Origin of the sequence: Aeromonas sp. R2-4 (genome assembly GCF_040908365.1) — a bacterium.
Taxonomy (GTDB): Bacteria; Pseudomonadota; Gammaproteobacteria; order Enterobacterales; family Aeromonadaceae; genus Aeromonas; species Aeromonas veronii.
This window is the reverse complement of sequence record NZ_JBFODO010000051.1, coordinates 27117-48539: the sequence shown is the minus strand read 5'-3', so window position 1 is coordinate 48539 and position 21423 is coordinate 27117. Positions and strand designations below refer to the sequence as shown.

Sequence of the window (21423 nt, the reverse complement as noted above, 5' to 3'; positions counted from 1 at the left end):
CTTGCCGCTCCGGATGCGGCTAGCGCAGCAGCAGGCTGTTCATCAGGGCCCGCAATTTGAGCGGTTTGACCGGTTTGCTGATGTAGCCATACCCCCGCTCGCGGATCTGCGCCTGCAACTCGCTCTTGCGATCGGCACTGATGATGATGCCCCCCAGCTCGTCGCCACACACCCGTTGCAGGGCAGCGAGCGCCTCCAACCCGGTCTTGCCGTCGTCGAGGTGGTAGTCAGAGAGCACCAGACGCGGCACAAACCCGTCTGTCACCAGCACCTCGGCTTCGGCCAGATCGACGGCGCAGCGCACCTCGCAGCCCCAACGGTCAAGCAGGGTGCTCATGGCGGTCAGAATGTCCCGCTCGTTGTCGATGCAGAGCACGGCTACACCTTCCAGCTGGCTGTCACGCACCACCGGCGCCGCCAGCTGATGGGCCGTGACCGGCCGGGTCGCCAGATTGAGGGTCACCGCAAAGACCGATCCCTTGCCCGGCCAGCTCTGCAATGTGAGCTGATGACCGAGCACCTGCGAGATGCCACGGGCGATGGCAAGCCCCAGACCCAGCCCCTGCTCCTTGGCGGTACGGGAGTGATCGAGACGGGAGAACTCGTCGAAGATCGCCTCCTGCTTGTCCTGCGGGATGCCGGGGCCGTTGTCCCATACCTCGATGCGGATCTTATCCCCCATCCGGCGGCAACCAAGCAGCACCCGGCCGCCCGGGTTGTAGCGAAACGCATTGGTGAGGAAGTTCTGCAGCACCCGGCGCAGCAGCCGCACATCGCTGTGCACCGCGTGCTTGCTCTCCACCACCGAGAAGTGGATCCCCCCCGCCTGGGCCAGCACGCCAAACTCCGCCTTGAGGTTGTCGAGCAGATCCCGCAGGGCAAAATCGAGCTTCTTGGCCTTGAACTTGCCCGCTTCGAGCCGCGAGATATCGAGCAGATCGGTGATGAGATCCTCGGTCGCCCCCAGCGCATCATCGATATGGCGGGCAATGCGGGCCTGCTCGCCAGCATCGGGCAACATCTCCAGCAGGGAGGAGGTAAACAGCTTGGCCGCATTAAGGGGCTGGGTCAGATCATGGCTGACCGCCGCCAGAAAACGGCTCTTGGATTGATTGGCCCGCTCCACCTGCTGGTTCACCAGCAGCAGCTGGCGGTTGAGTTCGGAGAGCTCACGGGTACGCTCGGCCACCCGTGCCTCCAGATGTTCGTTCGCTTCGCGCAGCACCCGCTCCGCATCGCGAAACGGCGTGATGTCGGTAAAGGTCATAACAAAACCACCGGCGGGCATGGGGTTGCCCTGCATCTCGATCACCCGCCCATCCGGGCGCTCCCGCGCCGAGATATGGGCGCTGCCGCGTTTCATAAAGGCGACGCGCCGCGCCACGTGATCCTCGATATCGCCGGGGCCACAGAGCCCCTGCTGGGCGTTGTAGCGAATGATCTCCTCGATGGGGCGCCCTGCCTGAATAAGCCCCGGCGGATAGTGGAACAGCTCGATGTAACGGCGGTTCCAGGCCACCAGCCGAAGCTCCCTGTCCACCACCGAGATCCCCTGCCCGATATGCTCGATCGCCCCCTGCAGCAGGCCGCGGTTGAAGCGAAACACGTCGGAAGCCTCATCGACAATGGTGGCTATCTCCTCGAGCTGCATGTTGCGCCCCTGCAGGGCAGAGGCGAGCACCAGCCGTGCCGACGAGGTACCAAACACCCCCGCCAGCAGCCGCTCGGTGTGGGCAATCAGTTCGGCCGAAGCCTGCATCTGGGGCGCCAGGGTGCCGCCGCGCTCACCGGCGAAGCGACCAAAGGCGCGTTTGACCCGGCTTGAGCCGACAAAGCGGGCCGCCAGCATCTCCAGCTCCTTGACCGAAACCCGCGCCTGATAGAGGGCGGCGGTATCGCGGCTCGGCTTGCCGACAAAGTTAGCCGCCTGCAGCCGCTCGCTCACCGCAGGGCGCGACAGCAGGGAACCGGCCACATAGCCGAGCAGGTTGAAGAGCAGGCTCAGGAAGATGCACCAAGCCCCGAGACTCAGCTCGCGAAACGCAGGCCAGTCCGGCGGCGCCAGCAGCTCGGCCAGCGGTGAACCGGCCAACAGCCCGCTCTCCACCAGCAGGGTGACGAACCAGAGGCTCACCCCGAGGCTCAACCCAAGATAGACCCCCTTGCGATTGCCGTGACGCCAGTAGAGGCCGAGCAGCAGGGCCGGCGCAAACTGGGCCACCGCGCCAAAGGAGAGGTAACCGATGCGCGACAAGCTGGTGAGATCGCCGAGCCATAGGTAGAGCCCCCAGGCCGCCAGCAAGATCAGCAGGATGGCGCCACGGCGCACCTGCAACAGCAGCCGCACCAGCCGCTCGTCGCGCCCCTGCCGCCAGAAGCGGCGCAGCAGCACCGGCAGCACCAGATCGTTGCTCACCATGATCGCCAGTGCGATGGTGCAGACGATCACCATGCCGGTGGCCGCCGAGGTACCGCCGAGAAACGCCAGCATCGCCATGCCATCGAACCCGAGTGCCATCGGCAGGCTGATCACATAGGTGTCGGAGGCCATATCGGCACCCACCCACTGCTTGCCCGCCAGCGCCAGCGGCCAGATAAAGAGCCCCATCACGAACAGGTAGAACGGGAAGATCCAGCGCGCCCAGTGAAGATCCTGCCCCTGATTGTTCTCCACCACAGTCACATGAAACTGGCGCGGCAGGCAGATAACAGCGCACATCGCCAGCACCGTGTAGATGGCAAGCTCCAGCAGGTTGCCGGGGCTCACCGCCACCACCTGCGCAAAGAAGTCGCGGGTCACCTGCTCGTGAGCCTCGCCCGGTTTGCTCAGGATCAGCCAGAGGGCAAAGCCCCCCACCGCGATAAAGGCCAGCAACTTGACCACCGACTCGAAGGCGATGGCCACCACCATCCCCCTGTGGTGCTCGGTGGCATCGAGATGGCGGGTACCGAACAGGATGCTGAACAGCGCCAGCAGCAGAGTGACCCCGAGCGCCAACTCGCTGGTATTGCTGGTCGGGCTGATGCCGCCGCTGTTGACCATCAGCAGATCCAGCCCGGTGACGATGGCTTTGAGCTGCAACACCAGATAGGGGAGGATCCCCATGATGGCGATGAGGGCGATCACCATGGCGAGCCGCTGGGATTTGCCGTAACGGGCGGCGATAAAGTCGGCGATGGAGGTGATGTGCTCGCGCTTGGCCACCAGAATAAGGCGGGCCAGCAGCCGCCAGCCAAACAGAAAGACCAGCATGGGGCCAAGGTAGATGGGCACCGGCGACCAGGGGGATTCACTCGCCTGCCCCACGGTGCCGAAGAAGGTCCAGGAGGTGCAGTAGACCGCCAGCGACAGGCTGTAGAGCAGCGGTTGCCCCTTGAGACGGTGCCGTTTGTGCTTGTCTGCCACGAAGGCGATCAGAAACAGCAGCCCCAGATAGGTGAGCGACAATCCGATCAGCAGCCATCCCTGGTGCATCGATAACTCCTTGTCCATGTTGAGTTTTTGTATACAGCCTCGCCAGTCTAGAGAGGCTGCAGCCAAAAGTCATCCCCTTCGGACAGATTGAAATTATCGTTTTTCAATAAGTTTTATCTTGACTGTATATCGCAAAACAATAAACATTGCCGATGTAAATATTGATAAACGATAAACTTTACCTTTCAGATAAAACCATCACAGTGAGGAATGAGATGATCTCCAACAAACTCGAACGCTCGAGCATGCTGATCGAATGGCTGCTACTGCTGGCACTGCTGGCGACCCCTTTGATCACCTTGCTGGAGGCGTGGACCCCCTTCGGTGGCGCCGATTTGCTGCAGGAGAAGCTCAACACCATCTTGAGCCGCCCCGGCATCAATCCTGCCGACTATCCCCTTCACTTCTCCACCCGGCTGCTCGGCACCCTGGTGCAGCTGTTGCCGGATCTGGTCTTTATGATGATGCTCTGGCAACTGCGCCAGCTGTTTCGTGGCTACCGCGCCGGTCTGCTCTTCACCTTCGAGCAGATCCGCCGCTATCGGCAGATCGGACTGCTGCTCTGTACAACCTTCCTGGTCGAATTGATCCTGACCCCCTTGCTGGATACGGTGCTCACCATGAGAGGCCCGGAAGTACTCGGTACCATAGCGCTGAGTACCTCAGATTTCCGGGTACTGCTGGCGGGACTGATCGTATTGGCGCTGGCACTGGTCATGCGCGAGGCCAAACTGCTGGCCGATGAACAGCAACTGACGGTGTGAGGAACGTATGCCCATTATCATCCGCCTCGATGCCCTGCTGGCAGAGCGCAAAATGACCGCCCGCGAGCTGGCCCAGCGCATCGACATCACCGAGGCCAACCTCTCGATCCTCAAGAATGGCCACGCCAAGGCGGTGCGCTTCTCCACCCTGGAGGCCATCTGCCGTGAACTCAATTGCCAGCCCGGCGATCTGCTGGGCTACGAGCAGGAGCGCTAACCCCCTTATGAGTCGTCATATCACCCTGTTTGCCCTGTGGCTGCTGCCGCTGTGGGCCTGCGCTGGCAATGACGCGAACGGCCCCCGCTACCATATCGAGCAGGGCGCCAGCGCCAATGTGCTGCAAGTGCGCCTCACTATGCAGGGCAAACCTCCCTTTACCCTGCTCCCCGCTCGTCAGTTGCCGGGCAGTGCCACGCCGGTTTCCCCCGCGCTGGTCTGCCTTGCAGACAACCGGCCGGTTGCCCTCAACCAGCCCTTCTCCTGCAAGGAGATCGGCTGGCAGATCACGCTCACACCGGCTCTGGCAGAGGGTGCGGATGCCTCGGCCCAACAGTCGCTGCTGTTCGCTCCCAACCAGTGGCTATTGACCGAATGGGGTAACTTTGTGCGCCAGATGGGGAACCACCGAGGGGAGGTCTGTCTGCCGGATGGCAGCTGCCAACCGCTGCCGGATGTCAACCAACCGCCGCTGATCCTGCCGTTTGGTCTGGACACAGAGCCCGTCACCAAGCCGGATCCGCGGCTGGTGCTGAGCCATGACGAGACCGCCAACCAGCTCGATCTGCCGGCCTTGCAGCAGCAACTGAATGAGATCATCGACTATCTGGCCTTCCAGCTCGATGTGGATCCGCCCGCTCATCCATGGCAACTGGTGTGGCTGGGGCGGGATGTGGCGACCCGCTCCCTCGGCGGCGCCGCCGGAAATCAGGTGTTTGTCGCCAACTACCCCACCGAGGCTGGCAAGCCGACGCCACAGGCCCCCTTGCGCCTGCTGCGCACCTCGGCCCACGAGGCGGTGCATATCCTCAGCGCTCGCCACTCTGCTCCACAACCCACCTGGGTCAACGAGAGCCTCGCCGAGTACCTTGCCATCAAAGCGCTGCGCCGCTTTCGGCTGCATCAAGTCACGGCGGTCAACGAGCTGGCCGAGCGGGGCAAACAGCTGCCCCATAGCGAGAGCGGCCTCTATCGGGCAGCTCGCGAGGTGCTGGCGGGCGATCGCTCCTACTACCCGCTCTTTTACGTCAAGGGGAGCGCCTTCTGGGAAGCGCTGGAGCGGGAGTTGCAACACAATGACGTGACGCTGGCGCAACTGCTGCCCCAACTGGGCTGGCTGCCGGATGGCCGCTTTGATGCTGCATCCAATGAGCTGCTTGCTGGCACCATCGGCTCGGATACCTGGCGCCGCCTCAGCCGCCTCTATCTGGGCGAGCAGCAGTAACAGCGCAACCGCGACAACGAAAAAGGGAGAGCAGTGGCTCTCCCTTTTGTTAGGTGATGATTCAATCAGGCCGGAGCCCTCTCCTGCGCAGACGGCGCAAAGGGGCGCAGCCGCAGGAAGAAGACCGGCAAGACCACCAGCACCATCAGGAAGAAGATGCCGCCGCCGAGAGGCTCGAACAGCACGCCACAGACAGCCATCAGGGCCGCCACCGTCATGCCGAGGCCAAGGGCCGCATAGAGCGCCTGGGTCGGGATCAACTGCTCGGCGGGCAACTGGCGAGTCATGAAGCGCACCGCCCCCAGATGGCTCATGCCAAACGTCACCGAGTGGAGCAATTGCCCCAGCACCAGTACCCACAGCTCGGTCGAAGCCCCCAGCAATACCCAGCGCACCACGCAACCGATGGCACCTGCAATAAAGAGGCTCTGCGCGCCAAAGCGCTGCAAGAAACGCTTGTCGGCGGCGAACATGCAGATCTCGGCCACCACCCCGATCGCCCATAGGTAACCGATGATGGTGCCGCTATACCCTTGCGCCTTCCAGTAGATGGCACTGAAACCGTAATAGGCGGCGTGGCTCCCCTGCAGCAGAGCGGTCAGCAGCAGGAAGCGACGCACCGGCGCGCTGCGCAGGGTTGCCAGCAAGGACGCCTTGGCGCGCTCGCCCTGACTATCCTGTGGCGCCGGATAGAGCGGCAGCCAGCTGAGCAGCAGCATCAGCGCCAACCCCGCCACCATGGTGTGCAAAATCCAGTCACTACCGAAGTTGCCCACCAGCGCCCCCACCAGGGTAGAGGCGACGATAAAGGCAAAGGAGCCGCACAGCCGCACCTTGCCGTAATCGAGGTGCGCCTGCACCACCATGCGGGTCGCCAGCGCCTCCCCCACTGGCATCAGGGTCGGATAGATAAAGTTCGCCAGCAGGGTCAAACCCACCAGCCACCAGAGGTTATGACTGAGATAGAAGCCGAGAAACGCCAGCAGACTGAGCAGGGAGAGCAACCGGGTAACCGGCAGCAGATGGCCCGCCCCCTTGATCTGCCCCATCACCATCAGGTTGCCGGCAAAGCGGATCGCCATCCCCGCCCCCAGCAGCAGACCTATCATCTCGGCACTGACGCCCACCCCCTCCAGCCAGAGCGACCAGAACGGCAAGTAAGCACCGTAGACAAAATAGAAGGCGCCGAAAAAGAGCGCTAACCAGGAAAACGCGGGCATAGATCCTCTGCAACCGGATGACGGGAGCAGAATGATAACCCATCCTCCCCCGCAGATCCCGATGGAAACCCCGCGAAGAAATCGAAAAAACTTCAATAAAATTGAACTATTACCGAAGAGGTGGGGTCTACTTGGTAACACCTCCTCCTGGTTAGTGTTGCAATCCTTCCACCCGCCCATGGCGGGTTTCTTTTTTTAGGCAAACATCTGCTCTGCTCCATCGTCACAACATGGCGGCGACAAAAAAGGGGCCGAAGCCCCTTTAATCATCTGCGTCTGTTGTTTGCTCTTTAGAATACGTATTTGACCCGTGCACTCAGGTTGCGGCCCGGTTCGGTCATCATGCTGTTATCGGAGCCCTCAGCACGACCGGCGATGCGCTCGTAGCTGGTGTACTCCTTGTCAAACAGGTTGAAGACCCCGACGTTGAGCTGCAGGTCGGTCATCGGGTTGAACTGGGCGTACATATCCACCACACCCCAACCGGCGCTCTTCACGTAATCGTTGCCTTTGCTGTCTTTACGGACTTTGTCCATGTCGTCAGCAAAGCGCAGCGCGGTGTTGAAGTTCCATTGGGACTGTTCCAGACGCACACCGACGGAGCCGTTCAGCGGGCTAAGGCTGTTGATGTAGTTGCCATCCCCATCCTTGCCTTCGATGTAAGCAAGGTTGCCCCAGACATTGACGATGTCGTTGAGCCAGTAATCCGCCTTGGCTTCGACCCCTTTGGTGGTCGCCTTGCTCAGGTTCTGGTACTGGTAGACGGCGGTTCTCCCCTCTTTGCCCACTTCCACCATCTCGATGAAGTCTTCAAACTTGTTGTAGAAGCTGGCTACTTCATAGCTGAAACCGTTGCTGCTGCCACGTACGCCAAGATCGATGCCGTCGCTGCTCTCCGGATTGAGGTTCGGGTTGGGCTCGATGCGATAGCCGTACGCCTGATGGTTCAGGGTGGAGAAGGCGCTGTCATACATGGGGGCCTTGAAACCGTGGCTGTACTGGGCGAACAGGTTGGCCGCCTCGTGGGCCTTGAACACCAGACCCAGCTTGGGTGACAACTCCCCTTCGGAGAACTTGTGCAGCTTGTCGCCTGTGTAGGCCGGATCGTTGTCCGGGGTCATCCGGTAGTAGTCATAACGGGCACCCGGGGTCAGTACCCAGCGCTCGCCAAACTTGATCTCGTCAAAGGCCCACAGGGCGCTGCGCTCGCTGGTGGTAGCCGGGAAGCTCAGCTCGTTGTAGCCGACAAAATCACCGGGTGTCGTCGGCCCCTTGTAACGGGTACGTTCGTTGTCGGTGTGCTCGTATTCAGCCCCCCAGGCCAGGCGATGGTTGGCGACCGCCTTGTGGAACTGCAGCTGGGCGCCGATGTTCTTCTGATCGAACACGTTGTGATCCAGCGAGTTTTTGGTCACATAGGGGTTGCCGGGGCTGACCGGATACTTGGATGAGGCGTACTGATCCAGCGTCTGCTTGGTGCGGGCGAAGTAAACCTTGCTATCCATCCGATCGGCCCAGCCTTGATTCAGCGCGATGCCGTGATCCAGCACCACTGAGAGGTTGTCGGTCTGCTTGTCGGTGATGGGCTGATCAAAGACACGGGCAGTGCCGGTACCGACCTTGTTGAGCTTGACCGCATCCGGCTCCTCGCCATCGGTCAGGTAGTCAACGGTCAGCTTGAGGAACTGCTCATCGGAGAGGTTCCACTTGCTCTTGAGCAGCAGGGCGTGGGTACCGATATCGAAGTCGTTCTTGGTGGAGTCGAAATTCTGGGTCACACCGCCATCGCGCCAGGTGTAGCGCAGCAGGTTCTCCACTTCACCAGTGCGCAGGGCGCCGGTAAAGCCCGCCATCTTCTGGTGGCTGCTGGAGGCGTAACCGCTGGTCACATCCAAATAACTATCCTTGCCCTTGAGGAAATCGCTGGCATCCTTGGTGGTGATGGCAATTACGCCACCCAGCGCATCGGAGCCGTAGGCGGCAGACGCCGGCCCCTTGGCCACTTCTACCTGCTTAATCATGTCGGTATCGAAGTAGCTCTGGCCAACCCCGCCCTTGCTATAGGCATCGTTCTGGCGCACACCGTCGCGCACCACCTTGACCCGGTTTTCCCCCATGCCGCGGATGATGAAGGTCTGCGCATCACCCTGACCGCCGAGCACGGTCACACCGGGTTCGTAGCGGAACAGGTCGGCGACGTTGGTGACGACCTGCTCTTCAATCTGCTTGGCGGTGATCACCGAGATGGGGCCGGAGACATCTTCCAGTTTTTGCTCCATCCGTGAGCCGCTGACGACCACGACTTCATCCGCCTTCTGGGTGGCAGCAAAGACCTGGGAGGAGAGACCGGCCGCCACGGCGAGGGCAACCAGAGAGAGTGCGTTATGATGGGTCACAGCGAATCCTTATTGAGAACTGTTATCAAACAGGCCGCATATTACCCGGCTCTCGACAAAGATCAACAAGAAACGAAATCATTCTCATTTGTTTTGAACCAAATTGGTTTTACACTGTCGCCCTGTGTTGCCCTTATTCTCTATTAGCCCCCCGAGATGCACCGGCATCCGGGCATATCAGCCGTGAGATCCCATGATTAGACGACTTCCCCTGCTCGCCCTGCCGCTGCTGCTGGCAGCCTGTGCCACCCCCACCCAACCGACCCAGTCATCACAGTTGCAGACGCTCTATGACTACCGGCTAAGCAGCGAGGGAGACGCAGACCTGACGCTGGAGCAAGCAATCGCGCGCATTGCCGACGCCGACATCATTCTGGTGGGTGAGCTGCACAGCCATCCCGCCGTGCATCTGTTGCAATCGCGCCTGCTGAGCGGGCTCTACACCGCAGGTCAGCAGCACGGTCGGCCATTGGCCCTCTCCATGGAGCAGTTCAGCCGCGCCGATCAGAAGACGCTGGATGCCTATCTGGCGAACCAGATTGGTGAAGCGGCCTTGATCCGCGAAGGCAACGCCTGGCCCAACTACCCGAGCGACTATCGCCCGCTGGTGGAGTTTGCCAAAGCGCACCAGATGCCGGTGATCGCCGCCAACGCCCCCAAGCCGCTGGTGAGCTGTGTCGGTCAGGAGGGGGCTGAGTGGCTCGACAAACTGCCCGCGTCGCGCCGCAGCCAGCTGGCCCGCCAACTGACGCTGGGGGATGATCCCTATCGCCAGAAATTTATGGCTTCCATGCACCACGGCGATGCCGACAGCAACGCCCGCCGCTTCGCCGCTCAGACCAGTTGGGATGACACCATGGCCGAGAGCATGGTGGATTATCTCGCCAAGCACCCGGGCCAGCAGATCATGCATATCGCCGGCAATTTCCACGTCGAGGGGGGGCTTGGGCTCGCCAGTCGCATCGCCAGCCGCAATCCTGCCCTCAAGGTAGCGCTGGTCGTGCCCCGTACAGATGAGACCTCTGTTGCAGATCGCGCAGCCGATGTGCAGGTAACCATCATGCCGCTGCCTAAGCGCTGGCAAAACAGTGACGAGATGAAGCAAGATATGGGCGCGCTGCATCAATCCCGCAGTCGTGACTGCAGCCAGTGGCTGCAACCCTAATCTTCCAGGAAACGGCGGGTAAAATATGGATGTGTTACTGATCATCGATGTGCAGCAAGGCTTGTTCAACGAGCCCCGTTACCGCCAGGAGCAGGTGCTGGCCAATATCAATCGAGCTGCGGCCCATGTCAGGCTGCAACAGGGACGGGTCATCTATATCCAGCATGACTCGCCCCCCGGCACCGAACTGGAACCGGGCACCCCGGGTTGGCAGTTGCACAGTGCGCTGCAACCGGCCAAGGGAGATAGCCGGGTGCGCAAGACGGCCTGTGACAGCTTTCTCGATACCGAGCTTGCCTTCCTGCTGGCCGAGCAGCCGGTCGATCGACTGATCCTCTGTGGCTGCGCCACCGATTTTTGCGTCGATACCACGGTGCGCAGTGCGGCCTCCCATGGGTACGAGGTGCTGGTGTTGAGCGATGGTCACACCACCGCCGATCGCCCCCACCTGAGCGCGGCCCAGATCACCGAGCACCATCACTGGATGTGGCGCCACCTCAGCCTGCCGGAGGGGCGCAGTGTGACCCTGCTCACCACCGACGAGCTGCTGGCAGTAACACCCGCACTGCAGCCGTGCTAATCTGCGAGCCTCGCCTCGTTTCTCACTGGAGTCTGTCGTGCGCCTGTTGTCTGCCACCCTGTTGTTGATTGTTCCCCTGCTGTCGGCCTGCTCCAGCTTGCCCGGACAGAAGTATGACGGGCCGGAACCTCTTTTTCTGACCCACATCAACGAAGAGGGGAGCAAGCGTTTCACCTTTGAAGCCTCGCCCAACGACACCTTGCCACGCGGCCTCTCGGCAGCCCAGAGCCAACGGCTGCTGGAACAGCGGGAGGCGTTGCAGGAGAATCTGCTGACCGAGACCCTGGCGACCAAGCAGTATTGCCGCCAGGGCTACATAGTGCTGAGCCAGACCTCCTGGAAGGTACGGGGCGAGTGCAACGAAACGGCCACCGACGCCGATCGTCGCGCTTTTCCCAACAAGGCCAGCTGGCAGGATTGATCAGGCCTGATGAGATAACGCAATAAAAACGGGCAGCCCAGTGGCTGCCCGTTTTGTTATGACGGCTGTCGTGGTCGACAGGGATCGTCAGACCGGCGCATCGGCCGGGCTGGTGAGCTCGGCACCGTTGTCGATGCGCTTGTGCCCTTCCACCAGATGGACGAAATCCACCAGCTCGTCACCGGAGACTGCGAACGCCTGGCCGAAGCCCTTGACGAACAGCCCCTGCTCCGGCTTGAGGCGGAACAGTTTGAAATCCTTGAGGTTGGAGAGACCCTTGATGATCTCGCCAAAACGCCCCTCCAGCGCCGCCACCGCCTTGCTCCAGCGAGCGTCGTCACGGGCCACCACTTCAGCCACCGCATCGAAGGTCAAGCGCTTGCGGGCAAACAGCTCGCGGGCACCGCTCTCATCCTCGATCAGCATCAGGGATACCCGCGGCACCTGTTGCAAGTTGCGGGCGTGGCGGGCGATCTCGGAGATCAGCACATAGTAGCCATCTTCCTGCAGCACGAACGGGGCATAGCTGGCGTTGGGATTGCCTTCGCCATCGACGGTGGCGAGCTGCAGGGTGCGGCAGCTGTCGCGAAACTCGCGGATCTCCGGTTGCAGGCGGTTCTGCAGACGCTCCTGACGTTCACTCATGCTTTGACTTCCTCTTGAGAGTTGTGGCGCAGCGCCATAAAACGGGTGACCTGATCGTCCAGCAACTGGCGTTTCTCGTCGCGACCCAGATAGACCTTGAAAATGCAGCGGCCGGAGTGACCGAAGAACTGGAAGGAGTGCCCCTCCTTGCCCATGAACAGCTTGCTGACCAGCGCAATCCCCGCCACGTTGTCGAGCTTGAGATGACCATGCAGCTCACCGTCGCGGCCCATCAGGTTGTAGTAGCCGCGTGCGTCCTTGCCTTTCGGGAAGGGGGCTTTTACCTCGAAGATGGAACCTTCTGATTCGACGATGGTGGTCACCGGGCCCCAGTCGGCCAGATCTTCCAGCAGACCTTGTGCGCGATCGGCGGGCAACAGGGTCACCAGCTCGGCGGGCAGATGGCGAACCACCTCCCATTCGCTGATGGCAAGCTGGGCCGCCAGGGTGGACGGATGAACGCCGGGATCCTGCTCCAGCAGCGCGTGAATGCGTTGTGCAATGCTCATGTTTTCTCCCTCTGCGGGACCATACTGTCCCGCTGTTTATCATGGCGGCTACTCTAATAAAGCACCGAAACCAATGCAATTGATAATTGCTATCATTATCAGTGCATTTTTTCCAAAGCCTTGATATTCTCGGCGGCACACCCGTTTCATTCACCCCTTCGGAGGTTAGCATGGGCCGTCGTCTTGCCCTCGCCATCACCCTGCTCTGCAGTTCACTCTCTCCCTTCTCTACCGTTGCCGCCGACGGACAGAAAGAGCGTATCGTCAGTATCGGCCCCGCCACCACAGAACTCATTCTGGCCCTTGGCGGTGAATCGAGCCTGATCGCCACCGATGTCAGCAGCCCCTTGCCAAAAGGGTTGCCCAAGGTGGGTTATCACCGGGCGCTGGCCGCCGAAGGGATCCTGAGCCTCTCCCCCACCCGACTGGTGGGCAGCGACGAGATGGGCCCGGCCCCGACCCTGGATCAGCTGCGTCGTGCCGGGGTCAAGGTGGAAGTGCTGGATACCGCGCCGACCCTCGCCAACCTCAACCAGCGTATCGACACCCTCTCCAGCCTGCTGGGCGACAAAGCCGCTGGCGATCGCCTGAAGGCAGAGATCCAGGCCCAGACCGATCAGCTGGCGGCGCAAGCCAAACAGAACAAACCGCTCAAGGTCGCCTTCCTGCTGCTGCACAAGGGGCAACCCACCAGCATCGCCGGGGGTGACACCACCGCCAGCGCGCTAGTCTCGCTGGCGGGCGGCATCAATCCGGTCGCCGAGTTGCGCAACTACAAGCCGGTATCCGCCGAATCCCTCATCGAGATGCAGCCCGATCTGGTGCTGGTCAGCGGTCGTGACTGGCAGCAATATGCCGACCCGGCCAAGGTGCTGGCCGAAGTGCCCGCCCTGGCGGCTACCCCGGCTGGCAAGCGTAACGCCATTCACGCCATCGACGGCCACGCCCTGCAAGGGGGCCTGAGCCTCAACTCCCTGCAACAGGCGAACCAGATCGCCCAGTGGATCAAACAGGGGTCATGATGCGGTTACCCCTCTCCTGGCTGCTGGCCTTTACCACGGCCGCACTGGCACTGTTGCTGCTCGGTTCGCTGGCAACCGGCCCCATGACCCTCACCCTGGGCGAGAGTCTACGGGCGCTGTTTGCCGGACAGGAGAGCGGGATAGAGTCGCACAAGCAGCTGATCGTGCAGGAAATTCGCCTGCCGCGTACCCTGCTCTGCATCGCAGTGGGGGGGATCCTCGGGCTCTGTGGCGCCGTGATGCAGGGGCTGTTTCGCAACCCCCTGGCTGACCCCGGCATCATAGGTGTCTCCGGCGGTGCGGCACTCGGTGCGGCGCTCGCCATCGTGCTGCTGGCCCCTCTTGCACCACAATATGGCCAGCAGCTGCAAGCCACCATCGGGGTTGGTTTGCTGCCGCTGCTCGCCTTTCTCGGCGGCGCTCTCACCACCACTCTGGTCTATCTGCTCGGCACCCGTGAGGGCGGCACCTCGGTCACCGTCATGCTGCTGGCCGGGGTCGCCATCACTGCGCTCTCCGGTGCAGTGATCGGCCTGCTCACCTATCTGGCGGACGATCAGATGCTGCGCAACCTGAGCCTGTGGCAGATGGGAACGCTGGCGGCAGGCAAACCGGCCGATGTGGCGCTGGCCCTGCTCACCCTGGCGGCCCTGCTGTGGCTCTTTATGCGCGATGCCAATCCCCTCAACGCCCTGCTGCTGGGGGAAGGAGAGGCTCGTCATCTGGGAGTCAATGTGCAATCCCTCAAGCGCCGCCTGATTCTGCTCACCGCAGCGGGCGTCGGGGTGGCGGTGGCGGTATCGGGGATGATCGGCTTCGTCGGGCTGGTAGTGCCCCATCTGGTGCGCCTGCTGGCAGGCCCCAACCATGTCAGGTTGCTGCCGCTCTCGGCCCTGCTTGGCGCCGCCCTGCTGCTGGCAGCCGATATGCTGGCACGCACCCTGCTGGCCCCGGCCGAGCTGCCGGTGGGCATCATCACCGCTCTGCTCGGCGCCCCCTTCTTCATCTGGCTGCTGGTAAAAGGCCGCCGCGCCCTGTGATACGGACTGTTATGCAACCACTCTCATCCTCACTCTCCTCCCCCCTGTTGAGCTGCAGCCGACTCAGCCTGCGCCGTGGCCAGCGCCAGGTCCTGGATGGGCTCGATCTTAGTCTCGAGAGCGGCACCCTCACCGCGCTGCTCGGCCCCAACGGGGCGGGCAAGAGCTCGCTGCTCAAGTGCCTGACCGGCGAGCTGGAATATGAGGGTTCCATCACCCTGTTTGGCGCGGATCGCCAGCAGTGGGACAGCAGCCAGCTGGCCCACCGGCTCGGGGTATTGCCGCAAAGCTCCTCCCTCAACTTCCCCTTTCTCTGCCACGAAGTGGTCGCCATGGGGCGCTTGCCCCACAGTGAACCGGCGGCACGGCGCGACGAGATAGTGGCGGCGGCCATGACTCATGCCGGGGTCGAGCATCTGGCCAAGCGGCTCTATCCCGGGCTCTCTGGCGGCGAGCGGCAGCGGGTGCAGTTTGCCCGGGTGCTGGCGCAGATCTGGCAAGCCCCCTCCCCGACCGAGCAGGCCGAGCAACCCCGCCTGCTACTGCTCGACGAGCCCACCTCGGCGCTGGATCTGAAATACCAGCATCAGCTGCTCACCATGGCACGCGCCCTCGCCAGCCGCAATACTGCGGTGCTGGTGGTGCTGCACGACCTCAATCTGGCGGCGCGCTATGCCGATCGGCTGGTGATGCTGGAGCGGGGCAAGCTGATGGCCGATGGCACACCTGCCGAAGTGCTGACCCCTGAGCTGATCGCCCGTCTCTATGACTATCCGGCACAGGTGATCCACCACCCCGAGAGCGGCCTGCCGATGGTGGTGTGACAAATTCAGAGTGCGGTAACGGCAGGAAATACGCCATTCATCCCGGAAACTGCAGCGTATAAACCGGTTTTTCACACCCCATATCGCCCTGCTAACATTCATCATCGCCAGATATGTGGTGTGAATATCCTCACACTTTGCTCAGGCAAAATCCCCGCAGCATCTCCGTCTACTTATAATGGCGCCGCCTCACAGAAGGCATAACTCATTGATGCTACGGAATAATTACAATGAAGAATATCAACAAGACCCTACTGGCTGCCGCCATCTCCCTCGGGATGCTGGCTGGCTGCAACAGCGACAACGACTCAAAGGCAGCTGATCCCATGGTTCGTTTTGCCACCTTCAACCTCTCTTTTGACCGCACTGCCGCCGGTATGCTGACCGGTGAGCTGGCGCTGACCCGCACCGAGCAGGATGCCCTGCTGGCCCGCCTCGCCGAAGGGAGCCTGAGCGGCGCCACTGAAACCAAAGCCAAGAACGTGCAGCAGATCCGCAACGTGGCGGAGATCATCCAGCGCACCCGCCCGGATGTGTTCCTGCTCAACGAGTTCGACAACGACGGCAAAGGCGAGAGCACCGCCGATCTGAAAGCCTTCAACGACAACTATCTGGCCCACGCCCAGCACGCAGAGGTGACGGCCATCAGCTATCCGGTGATGCAGAATTTCGCCACCAACACCGGCCTGATGAGCGGTTATGACCTCAATCTGGATGGCAAGGTCAACAGCGGCCCCGACGATGCCTGGGGCTTTGGCAACTACCACGGCCAGTACGCCTTTGCGGTGATGTCCCAATATCCTATCGACACCAAGCAGATACGTACCTTCCAGCACTTCAAGTGGAAGGATATGCCGGGCGAGAAGAACCCCATCATCGATGACTGCAACAAGCTGTTCGACAAGAACGGGGTCAAAAACCCATATCGTGAATGCGGCGATGCCTGGTATTCAGATGAGGTGTGGCAGCAGTACCCGCTCTCCTCCAAGAACCACGCCGATGTGCCGGTACGCATCAAGACCGAGAAGGGTGAAGAGGTGATCCACTTCCTGATCTCCCACCCGACCCCGCCAATCTTTGCCAACGCGGCGCGTCACACCGTCAAGCACAACCGCGCCGAGATCGCCTTCTGGAATGATTACGTCAAGGGTCTCGACTACATGACCGATGACAAGGGCTCCAAGGGTGGGCTGGCCAAAAACGCCAAGTTCGTCATCGCCGGCGATCTCAACGCCGATCCGCTCACCGGTGACGGCGACCTGACCGCCATTCAGGATCTGCTAAACAACCCGCTGATGAATCAGGCCATCACCAATGGCACCCTGATCCCGGTCAGCGAGGGGGGCCCGGAGTGTGTCAGCAAGGGGGCCGACTGCAAACGCAACCTCAATCGCCCCAACCCGGAACGCATCACCAACAGCAGCGTGCTGCAGCTGGATCACGTCATCCCCTCCGCCAACCTCAACGCGGTCAAGAGCGGCGTCTTCTGGCCTGCCAGCTTCGAGGCCGGTTATCACCTGGTCTATGATGCGAAACTCGGCATCGCCAAGGGAGTCAGTTCGGATCACCGCATGGTGTGGGTCGATCTCAAACTCGACTAACTCTGCCATGACCCCGCTGCGGCGGGGTCTTTTATTGGCAATGGGTGGCGAGCTGACCACGGCTCATTAATCCACCGCTTGGCATGGCATCACTCATCCATAGCGGTTGAATAGGCCCCCCGATCACAGAACCGCCGCGCCAATGGTGGTAGCATGCCTTCTCTTGCCATCCGGCCGCACGGCGGATCCGGTGGCCCTCCCTCCTCCGCTTTCACTTTTTGAGGAACGATTTGATGGAACTGCTTCTGCTTAGCAACGGTAAAGCCAACGAATTTCCGGGTCTGCTCGGCTGGGCCCGCGATCGGGTTCAAAGCCTGCTCGCGCGCAAACAGGTCAAGCGCATCCTGCTCATCCCCTACGCGGTGATCCGCAGCGACTGGGATGCCCGCGCCAACGAACTTACCGAGAGCCTCGGGCTCGAGACCATCAGCATTCACCACTTCGATGATCCGGTCGAGGCCGTCAATCAGGCCGATGCCATCTTTATCAGTGGCGGCAACACCTGGCGCCTCAACCAGATGTTGCATGAAAACGGCCTGATCGTGCCGATCCAGCGTGCCGTGCGCGAACGGGGCGTCCCCTATGTAGGCTGGAGCGCCGGTTGCAACGTGGCGACCCCGAGCATCCGCACCACCAACGACATGCCGGTCTGCAACGCCGCCGTGCTGCCCGCGCTGGGCCTGTTCCCGCTGCAGATCAACCCGCACTATCTGGATGCCAGCATCAGCGGCCACATGGGTGAAACCCGCGACGAGCGTCTGGCCGAGTTCTGCGCCATCAACCCGAGCGAATATGTGGTGGCTCTGCGCGAAGCGAGCCTGCTGCAGATCAGCGGCGATACCGTTGAGTACTGGAGCGCCCGCGAGCAGGACTTCAAGATCTTCAAACATGGCCAGGAGCCGCAAGCCTTTATGGACGCCGCCCCGCTGGCCGAGCTGACCCCCTTCAAGGTCGCCTGAGCCAAGCAGAGCGCTTCACTACTGGCAGGCGGATAGCTCGCGAAATCGTAAAAACAAAAGAGGGATGGCTCAATGCCATCCCTCTTTTTATCGTCATCTTTCAGCTGGTTGCAGCCTGATTACTCACCCTGCAGGGTCACCAGCACCTTGCGGGCACCGCCATCGACACGATGCTCGCCAAGCCAGATCCCCTGCCAGGTGCCGAGCGCCAACTGACCATCACGGATCGGCAGTTGCAGGCTCACCCCGAGCAGGGAGGATTTGATATGGGCGGGCATGTCATCCGCCCCCTCATAGGTGTGGCGATAGTAGGGGGCATCCTCCGGCGCCAGCCGGTGCAGATGGGCCTCCATATCGCTGCGCACGCTGGGGTCGCAATTCTCGTTGAGGGTGAGCGAGGCGGAGGTGTGTTGCAGTAGCAGGTGGACCATGCCGATCCGGTAATCCGCCAGCATCGGCAGCTTGGCCACCAGCTCGTCGGTAACCAGATGAAAGCCCCGCGAACGGGGCTTCAGAGTCAGCAGGCACTGCTGCCACATCAGACGTACTCCATAAAGACGCGGGAGGTGAGTTTGGTGATGAGCTCGTAGGGGATAGTGCCAATCTCGTCGGCCACCCGCTCCACCGGCAGCCCCTCGCCCCACAGCACCGCCTCGTCGCCGGGCTTGTCGGTCGCGCCTGGGCCCAGATCGACGGTGCTCATATCCATGGAGACACGCCCCACCAGCGGCACGATGCGGCCGTTGATCAGCACGGAAGTGCCATTGGGCGCCATGCGCGGATAGCCGTCACCGTAGCCGATGGCGATCACCCCGAGCCGAGTATCGCGATCCGACACCCAGTTGGCGCCATAGCCCACCGGCTCGCCCGCTTTGTGATCCCGCACCGCAATCAGCTGGGTCTTCAAGGTCATCACCGGCTGCAGGTCGTAATCGGCCGCCACCGTGTTGGGGAAGGGCGACACGCCATAGAGGATGACACCGGGGCGAACCCAGTCGCAGTGGGAGTCTGGCCAGGCCAGAATGCCCGCCGAGTTGGCCATGGCCCGCTCGCCCGCCAGCGGCGCCGTCAGGCGACTAAAGAGATCGATCTGCTCGCGGGTAGTGGGCTGCTCCAGCTCATCGGAGCGGCTGAAGTGGGTCATGATGTTGAACGGCTGCACCACGTTCTTGCACTTGCCGAGTCGTTCGATAAAGGCGGGCATCTCGTCGGCACGCACCCCGAGACGGTGCATGCCGGTGTCGAGCTTGAGCCAGGCCACCACGGGCGCTGGCAGCTCGACCTGCTCCAGCGCTTCGAGCTGCTCCCAGGTGTGAACCGCCGTCTGCAGGTTGTTGGCCGCCAGCACCGGCAGATCGTCGGCAGAGAAGAAGCCCTCCAGCAGCACGATGGGCTTGACCACAGCGCAGGAGCGCAGCATCAGCGCCTCTTCGATTCGGGCCACCGCATAGGCATCCGCATCCACCAGGGTGCGGGCGACCGGCAGCAGTCCGTGGCCATAGGCGTTGGCCTTGACCACAGCGATGATCTTGCAAGCGGGGGCGTGGCGCTTGACCACGGCGAGGTTGTGGCGCAAGGCCGCAGTGTTGATTTGGGCAGTAGCCGCTTTCATGGTTTTCCCTTACGAGGGCACAAATGGTCTCCCCCTCATCGGGCAGAAGACCGCCACTCACTTATCGTCGTCGAAGGCCGGACCGGCATAATTGTCGAACCGGGAAAACAGGCCCTGAGCAGCAGCCAATGACTGGCTATCGATCAGGGCAATCGTGGTAATGGCGAAACCGCCATCACCTTGGGTTTACATCAATAATCGTCGTCAAACGCCGGACCGGCGTAGTTGTCGAACCGGGAGAACTGACCCTGGAAGGTGAGACGCACTCTTCCGATAGGGCCGTTACGCTGCTTGCCGATAATGATCTCGGCAATCCCCTTGTCCGGGCTGTCATCGTGATAAACCTCATCACGATAGATAAACATGATCAAATCCGCATCCTGCTCGATGGAGCCCGATTCACGAAGATCCGAGTTGACCGGGCGCTTGTCGGCCCGCTGTTCCAGGCTTCGGTTCAGCTGGGAAAGCGCCACCACCGGGCACTGCAGCTCTTTCGCCAAGGCCTTGAGGGAGCGGGAGATCTCGCCGATCTCCAGGGTCCGGTTATCGGAGAGCGCCGGCACCCGCATCAGCTGCAGGTAGTCCACCATGATCATGGATAGGCCGCCATGCTCGCGCGCCACCCGACGGGCACGGGAGCGCACATCGGTCGGGGTGAGGCCGGAGGCGTCATCGATATACATTTTGCCCTTCTCGAGCAGCAATCCCATGGTGGAGGAGAGACGCGCCCAATCCTCGTCGTCGAGCTGACCGGTACGCACCTTGGTCTGGTCGATACGACCGACCGAGGCGAGCATACGCATGATGATCTGCTCGGAGGGCATCTCCAGCGAGAAGATAAGCACCGGCTTGTCGGCAGTGAGGGCCGCATGCTCACAGAGGTTCATGGCAAAGGTGGTCTTGCCCATGGAGGGACGGGCCGCCACGATGATCAAGTCCGAACGCTGCAAACCGGCGGTCATCTTGTCGAGATCGTTGTAACCGCTCGATACCCCAGTCACCCCGTTGTGCGGGGTCTTGAACAGCTCTTCAATCTTGTCGACGGTCTGCTCGAGGATCAGCTTCAGGGGCTGGGGCCCCTCGTTGGCGCTGGTGCGCTGCTCGGCAATCTTGAATACCTTGCTCTCGGCCAGATCCAGCAGATCGCCGGAGGTACGGCCTTGCGGCTCGTAGCCCGCTTCGACTATCTCGTTGGCGACCGAGATCATCTCCCGTACCACCGCCCGCTCGCGCACGATTTCGGCGTAGGCGTTGATGTTGGCGGCACTCGGGGTGTTCTTGGCGATCTCCACCAGATAGGCGAAGCCGCCCGCCTCTTCCAGCTGTTCGGAGCGCTCCAGCTCCTCCTGCAGGGTAATGAGGTCGATGGGGTTTCCCGCGTTGGAAAGGCGGGTCATGGCCTGGAAGATCAACCGGTGCGGACGGCTGTAGAAATCCTGATCGATAACCCGTTCGGCAACCCGATCCCAGGCATCGTTATCCAGCATCAGGCCGCCCAGTACGGACTGTTCGGCCTCAAAAGAGTGGGGAGGAACTTTCAGCTGTTGTGTCTTGGCGTCTTTTTTCGCCGTCACTTGCTCTGCCATACACATAAAAACCGCAGCGGGAAGGGGACGGGAATTTTACAAAAGAAAGCCAACTACGGCGAGCCCTATCTGGCGGCTCATACCATCATAAAGGGCCAAACCAGAGTCTGCTCTACCTTGACCATTTTGATTTTGCTTCGCATTTTGCGCTCCTTGCGACTC

General features: G+C 61.6%; 19 protein-coding genes. 11 read left to right on the top strand and 8 right to left on the bottom strand.

The genetic code is table 11. The annotated features are described in order from the left end of the window. Positions 1–19: 19 nt before the first annotated feature. Positions 20–3475 (bottom strand): NahK/ErcS family hybrid sensor histidine kinase/response regulator, encoded by a 3456-nt coding sequence (locus AB5Z05_RS18910; RefSeq protein ID WP_368152744.1) that lies wholly within the window; start codon positions 3473–3475, stop codon positions 20–22. A gap of 215 nt (positions 3476–3690) precedes the next feature. On the opposite strand from AB5Z05_RS18910, the gene AB5Z05_RS18905 reads away from it, so the two are divergent. The 3 genes from AB5Z05_RS18905 to AB5Z05_RS18895 are packed head-to-tail and all read left to right on the top strand — an operon-like array spanning position 3691 to position 5681. After that, complete coding sequence (locus AB5Z05_RS18905; RefSeq protein WP_368152742.1) at positions 3691–4239, top strand: DUF2975 domain-containing protein; 549 nt, start codon at positions 3691–3693, stop codon at positions 4237–4239. Positions 4240–4246: 7 nt separating this feature from the next. Next, on the top strand, positions 4247–4456 hold the full coding sequence (locus tag AB5Z05_RS18900) for a helix-turn-helix transcriptional regulator (protein ID WP_005348179.1): 210 nt from the start codon (positions 4247–4249) through the stop codon (positions 4454–4456). Between the two features lie 7 nt (positions 4457–4463). Beyond that, complete coding sequence (locus AB5Z05_RS18895; protein ID WP_368152740.1) at positions 4464–5681, top strand: hypothetical protein; 1218 nt, start codon at positions 4464–4466, stop codon at positions 5679–5681. A 65-nt stretch (positions 5682–5746) separates the two neighbouring features. Here AB5Z05_RS18895 and AB5Z05_RS18890 read toward each other — a convergent pair whose 3' ends face one another. Beyond that, the gene (locus AB5Z05_RS18890; protein WP_368152738.1) at positions 5747–6901 is read right to left on the bottom strand and encodes a 3-phenylpropionate MFS transporter; all 1155 of its coding nucleotides are present in this window, start codon (positions 6899–6901) and stop codon (positions 5747–5749) included. A 290-nt stretch (positions 6902–7191) separates the two neighbouring features. Further along, complete coding sequence (locus AB5Z05_RS18885; protein WP_139442008.1) at positions 7192–9297, bottom strand: TonB-dependent hemoglobin/transferrin/lactoferrin family receptor; 2106 nt, start codon at positions 9295–9297, stop codon at positions 7192–7194. 193 nt (positions 9298–9490) lie between these two features. On the opposite strand from AB5Z05_RS18885, the gene AB5Z05_RS18880 reads away from it, so the two are divergent. The 3 genes from AB5Z05_RS18880 to AB5Z05_RS18870 are packed head-to-tail and all read left to right on the top strand — an operon-like array spanning position 9491 to position 11463. Then, complete coding sequence (locus tag AB5Z05_RS18880) at positions 9491–10462, top strand: ChaN family lipoprotein (protein WP_288727740.1); 972 nt, start codon at positions 9491–9493, stop codon at positions 10460–10462. Positions 10463–10487: 25 nt separating this feature from the next. Further along, positions 10488–11042, top strand: a complete 555-nt coding sequence (locus AB5Z05_RS18875; RefSeq protein WP_368152735.1) for a cysteine hydrolase family protein — start codon at positions 10488–10490, stop codon at positions 11040–11042. 37 nt (positions 11043–11079) lie between these two features. Next, positions 11080–11463 carry a hypothetical protein gene (locus AB5Z05_RS18870; RefSeq protein WP_368152732.1) on the top strand — a complete coding sequence of 128 codons (384 nt, stop codon included), beginning with the start codon at positions 11080–11082 and terminating at the stop codon, positions 11461–11463. An 87-nt stretch (positions 11464–11550) separates the two neighbouring features. On the opposite strand, the gene hutZ is transcribed toward AB5Z05_RS18870, so the two are convergent. Then, a complete protein-coding gene (gene hutZ, locus AB5Z05_RS18865; RefSeq protein ID WP_005335257.1) occupies positions 11551–12108 on the bottom strand; it encodes a heme utilization protein HutZ in 558 nt (185 codons plus the stop codon). Then, complete coding sequence (gene hutX, locus AB5Z05_RS18860; protein ID WP_368152730.1) at positions 12105–12617, bottom strand: heme utilization cystosolic carrier protein HutX; 513 nt, start codon at positions 12615–12617, stop codon at positions 12105–12107. Before hutX ends, hutZ begins: the two co-directional genes overlap by 4 nt. 170 nt (positions 12618–12787) lie before the next feature. On the opposite strand from hutX, the gene AB5Z05_RS18855 reads away from it, so the two are divergent. The 5 genes from AB5Z05_RS18855 to pepE all read left to right on the top strand — a co-directional run bounded on the left by AB5Z05_RS18855 (position 12788) and on the right by pepE (position 18063). Further along, a complete protein-coding gene (locus AB5Z05_RS18855; RefSeq protein WP_368152727.1) occupies positions 12788–13639 on the top strand; it encodes a hemin ABC transporter substrate-binding protein in 852 nt (283 codons plus the stop codon). Continuing rightward, the gene (locus tag AB5Z05_RS18850; RefSeq protein WP_368152724.1) at positions 13636–14679 is read left to right on the top strand and encodes a FecCD family ABC transporter permease; all 1044 of its coding nucleotides are present in this window, start codon (positions 13636–13638) and stop codon (positions 14677–14679) included. Before AB5Z05_RS18855 ends, AB5Z05_RS18850 begins: the two co-directional genes overlap by 4 nt. An 11-nt stretch (positions 14680–14690) precedes the next feature. Continuing rightward, complete coding sequence (locus tag AB5Z05_RS18845) at positions 14691–15503, top strand: heme ABC transporter ATP-binding protein (protein ID WP_193860125.1); 813 nt, start codon at positions 14691–14693, stop codon at positions 15501–15503. Between the two features lie 230 nt (positions 15504–15733). After that, positions 15734–17104 carry an endonuclease/exonuclease/phosphatase family protein gene (locus tag AB5Z05_RS18840; RefSeq protein WP_368152721.1) on the top strand — a complete coding sequence of 457 codons (1371 nt, stop codon included), beginning with the start codon at positions 15734–15736 and terminating at the stop codon, positions 17102–17104. Between the two features lie 233 nt (positions 17105–17337). Continuing rightward, on the top strand, positions 17338–18063 hold the full coding sequence (pepE, locus tag AB5Z05_RS18835; RefSeq protein ID WP_368152718.1) for a dipeptidase PepE: 726 nt from the start codon (positions 17338–17340) through the stop codon (positions 18061–18063). A 119-nt stretch (positions 18064–18182) separates the two neighbouring features. Here the strand turns inward: pepE and AB5Z05_RS18830 are convergent, their stop codons facing one another. From AB5Z05_RS18830 to dnaB, 3 genes are all read right to left on the bottom strand, one after another. After that, a complete protein-coding gene (locus tag AB5Z05_RS18830) occupies positions 18183–18602 on the bottom strand; it encodes a secondary thiamine-phosphate synthase enzyme YjbQ (protein WP_236320795.1) in 420 nt (139 codons plus the stop codon). Next, entirely contained in the window at positions 18602–19675 is a 1074-nt protein-coding gene (gene alr / locus AB5Z05_RS18825; RefSeq protein WP_042060915.1) for an alanine racemase, read from the bottom strand. Before alr ends, AB5Z05_RS18830 begins: the two co-directional genes overlap by 1 nt. Positions 19676–19866: 191 nt before the next feature. Further along, complete coding sequence (gene dnaB / locus AB5Z05_RS18820) at positions 19867–21261, bottom strand: replicative DNA helicase (RefSeq protein WP_026035132.1); 1395 nt, start codon at positions 21259–21261, stop codon at positions 19867–19869. Positions 21262–21423: the final 162 nt, after the last annotated feature.

Excerpts from the sequence above, each read along its gene's own strand:
- AB5Z05_RS18910 (WP_368152744.1), bottom strand. The coding sequence starts at position 3,475 with ATGCACCAGGGATGGCTGCTGATCGGATTGTCGCTCACCTATCTGGGG.
- AB5Z05_RS18905 (WP_368152742.1), top strand. The coding sequence starts at position 3,691 with ATGATCTCCAACAAACTCGAACGCTCGAGCATGCTGATCGAATGGCTG.
- AB5Z05_RS18900 (WP_005348179.1), top strand. The coding sequence starts at position 4,247 with ATGCCCATTATCATCCGCCTCGATGCCCTGCTGGCAGAGCGCAAAATG.
- AB5Z05_RS18895 (WP_368152740.1), top strand. The coding sequence starts at position 4,464 with ATGAGTCGTCATATCACCCTGTTTGCCCTGTGGCTGCTGCCGCTGTGG.
- AB5Z05_RS18890 (WP_368152738.1), bottom strand. The coding sequence starts at position 6,901 with ATGCCCGCGTTTTCCTGGTTAGCGCTCTTTTTCGGCGCCTTCTATTTT.
- AB5Z05_RS18880 (WP_288727740.1), top strand. The coding sequence starts at position 9,491 with ATGATTAGACGACTTCCCCTGCTCGCCCTGCCGCTGCTGCTGGCAGCC.
- AB5Z05_RS18875 (WP_368152735.1), top strand. The coding sequence starts at position 10,488 with ATGGATGTGTTACTGATCATCGATGTGCAGCAAGGCTTGTTCAACGAG.
- hutZ (WP_005335257.1), bottom strand. The coding sequence starts at position 12,108 with ATGAGTGAACGTCAGGAGCGTCTGCAGAACCGCCTGCAACCGGAGATC.
- hutX (WP_368152730.1), bottom strand. The coding sequence starts at position 12,617 with ATGAGCATTGCACAACGCATTCACGCGCTGCTGGAGCAGGATCCCGGC.
- AB5Z05_RS18855 (WP_368152727.1), top strand. The coding sequence starts at position 12,788 with ATGGGCCGTCGTCTTGCCCTCGCCATCACCCTGCTCTGCAGTTCACTC.
- AB5Z05_RS18850 (WP_368152724.1), top strand. The coding sequence starts at position 13,636 with ATGATGCGGTTACCCCTCTCCTGGCTGCTGGCCTTTACCACGGCCGCA.
- AB5Z05_RS18845 (WP_193860125.1), top strand. The coding sequence starts at position 14,691 with ATGCAACCACTCTCATCCTCACTCTCCTCCCCCCTGTTGAGCTGCAGC.
- AB5Z05_RS18840 (WP_368152721.1), top strand. The coding sequence starts at position 15,734 with ATGAAGAATATCAACAAGACCCTACTGGCTGCCGCCATCTCCCTCGGG.
- pepE (WP_368152718.1), top strand. The coding sequence starts at position 17,338 with ATGGAACTGCTTCTGCTTAGCAACGGTAAAGCCAACGAATTTCCGGGT.
- AB5Z05_RS18830 (WP_236320795.1), bottom strand. The coding sequence starts at position 18,602 with ATGTGGCAGCAGTGCCTGCTGACTCTGAAGCCCCGTTCGCGGGGCTTT.
- alr (WP_042060915.1), bottom strand. The coding sequence starts at position 19,675 with ATGAAAGCGGCTACTGCCCAAATCAACACTGCGGCCTTGCGCCACAAC.
- dnaB (WP_026035132.1), bottom strand. The coding sequence starts at position 21,261 with ATGGCAGAGCAAGTGACGGCGAAAAAAGACGCCAAGACACAACAGCTG.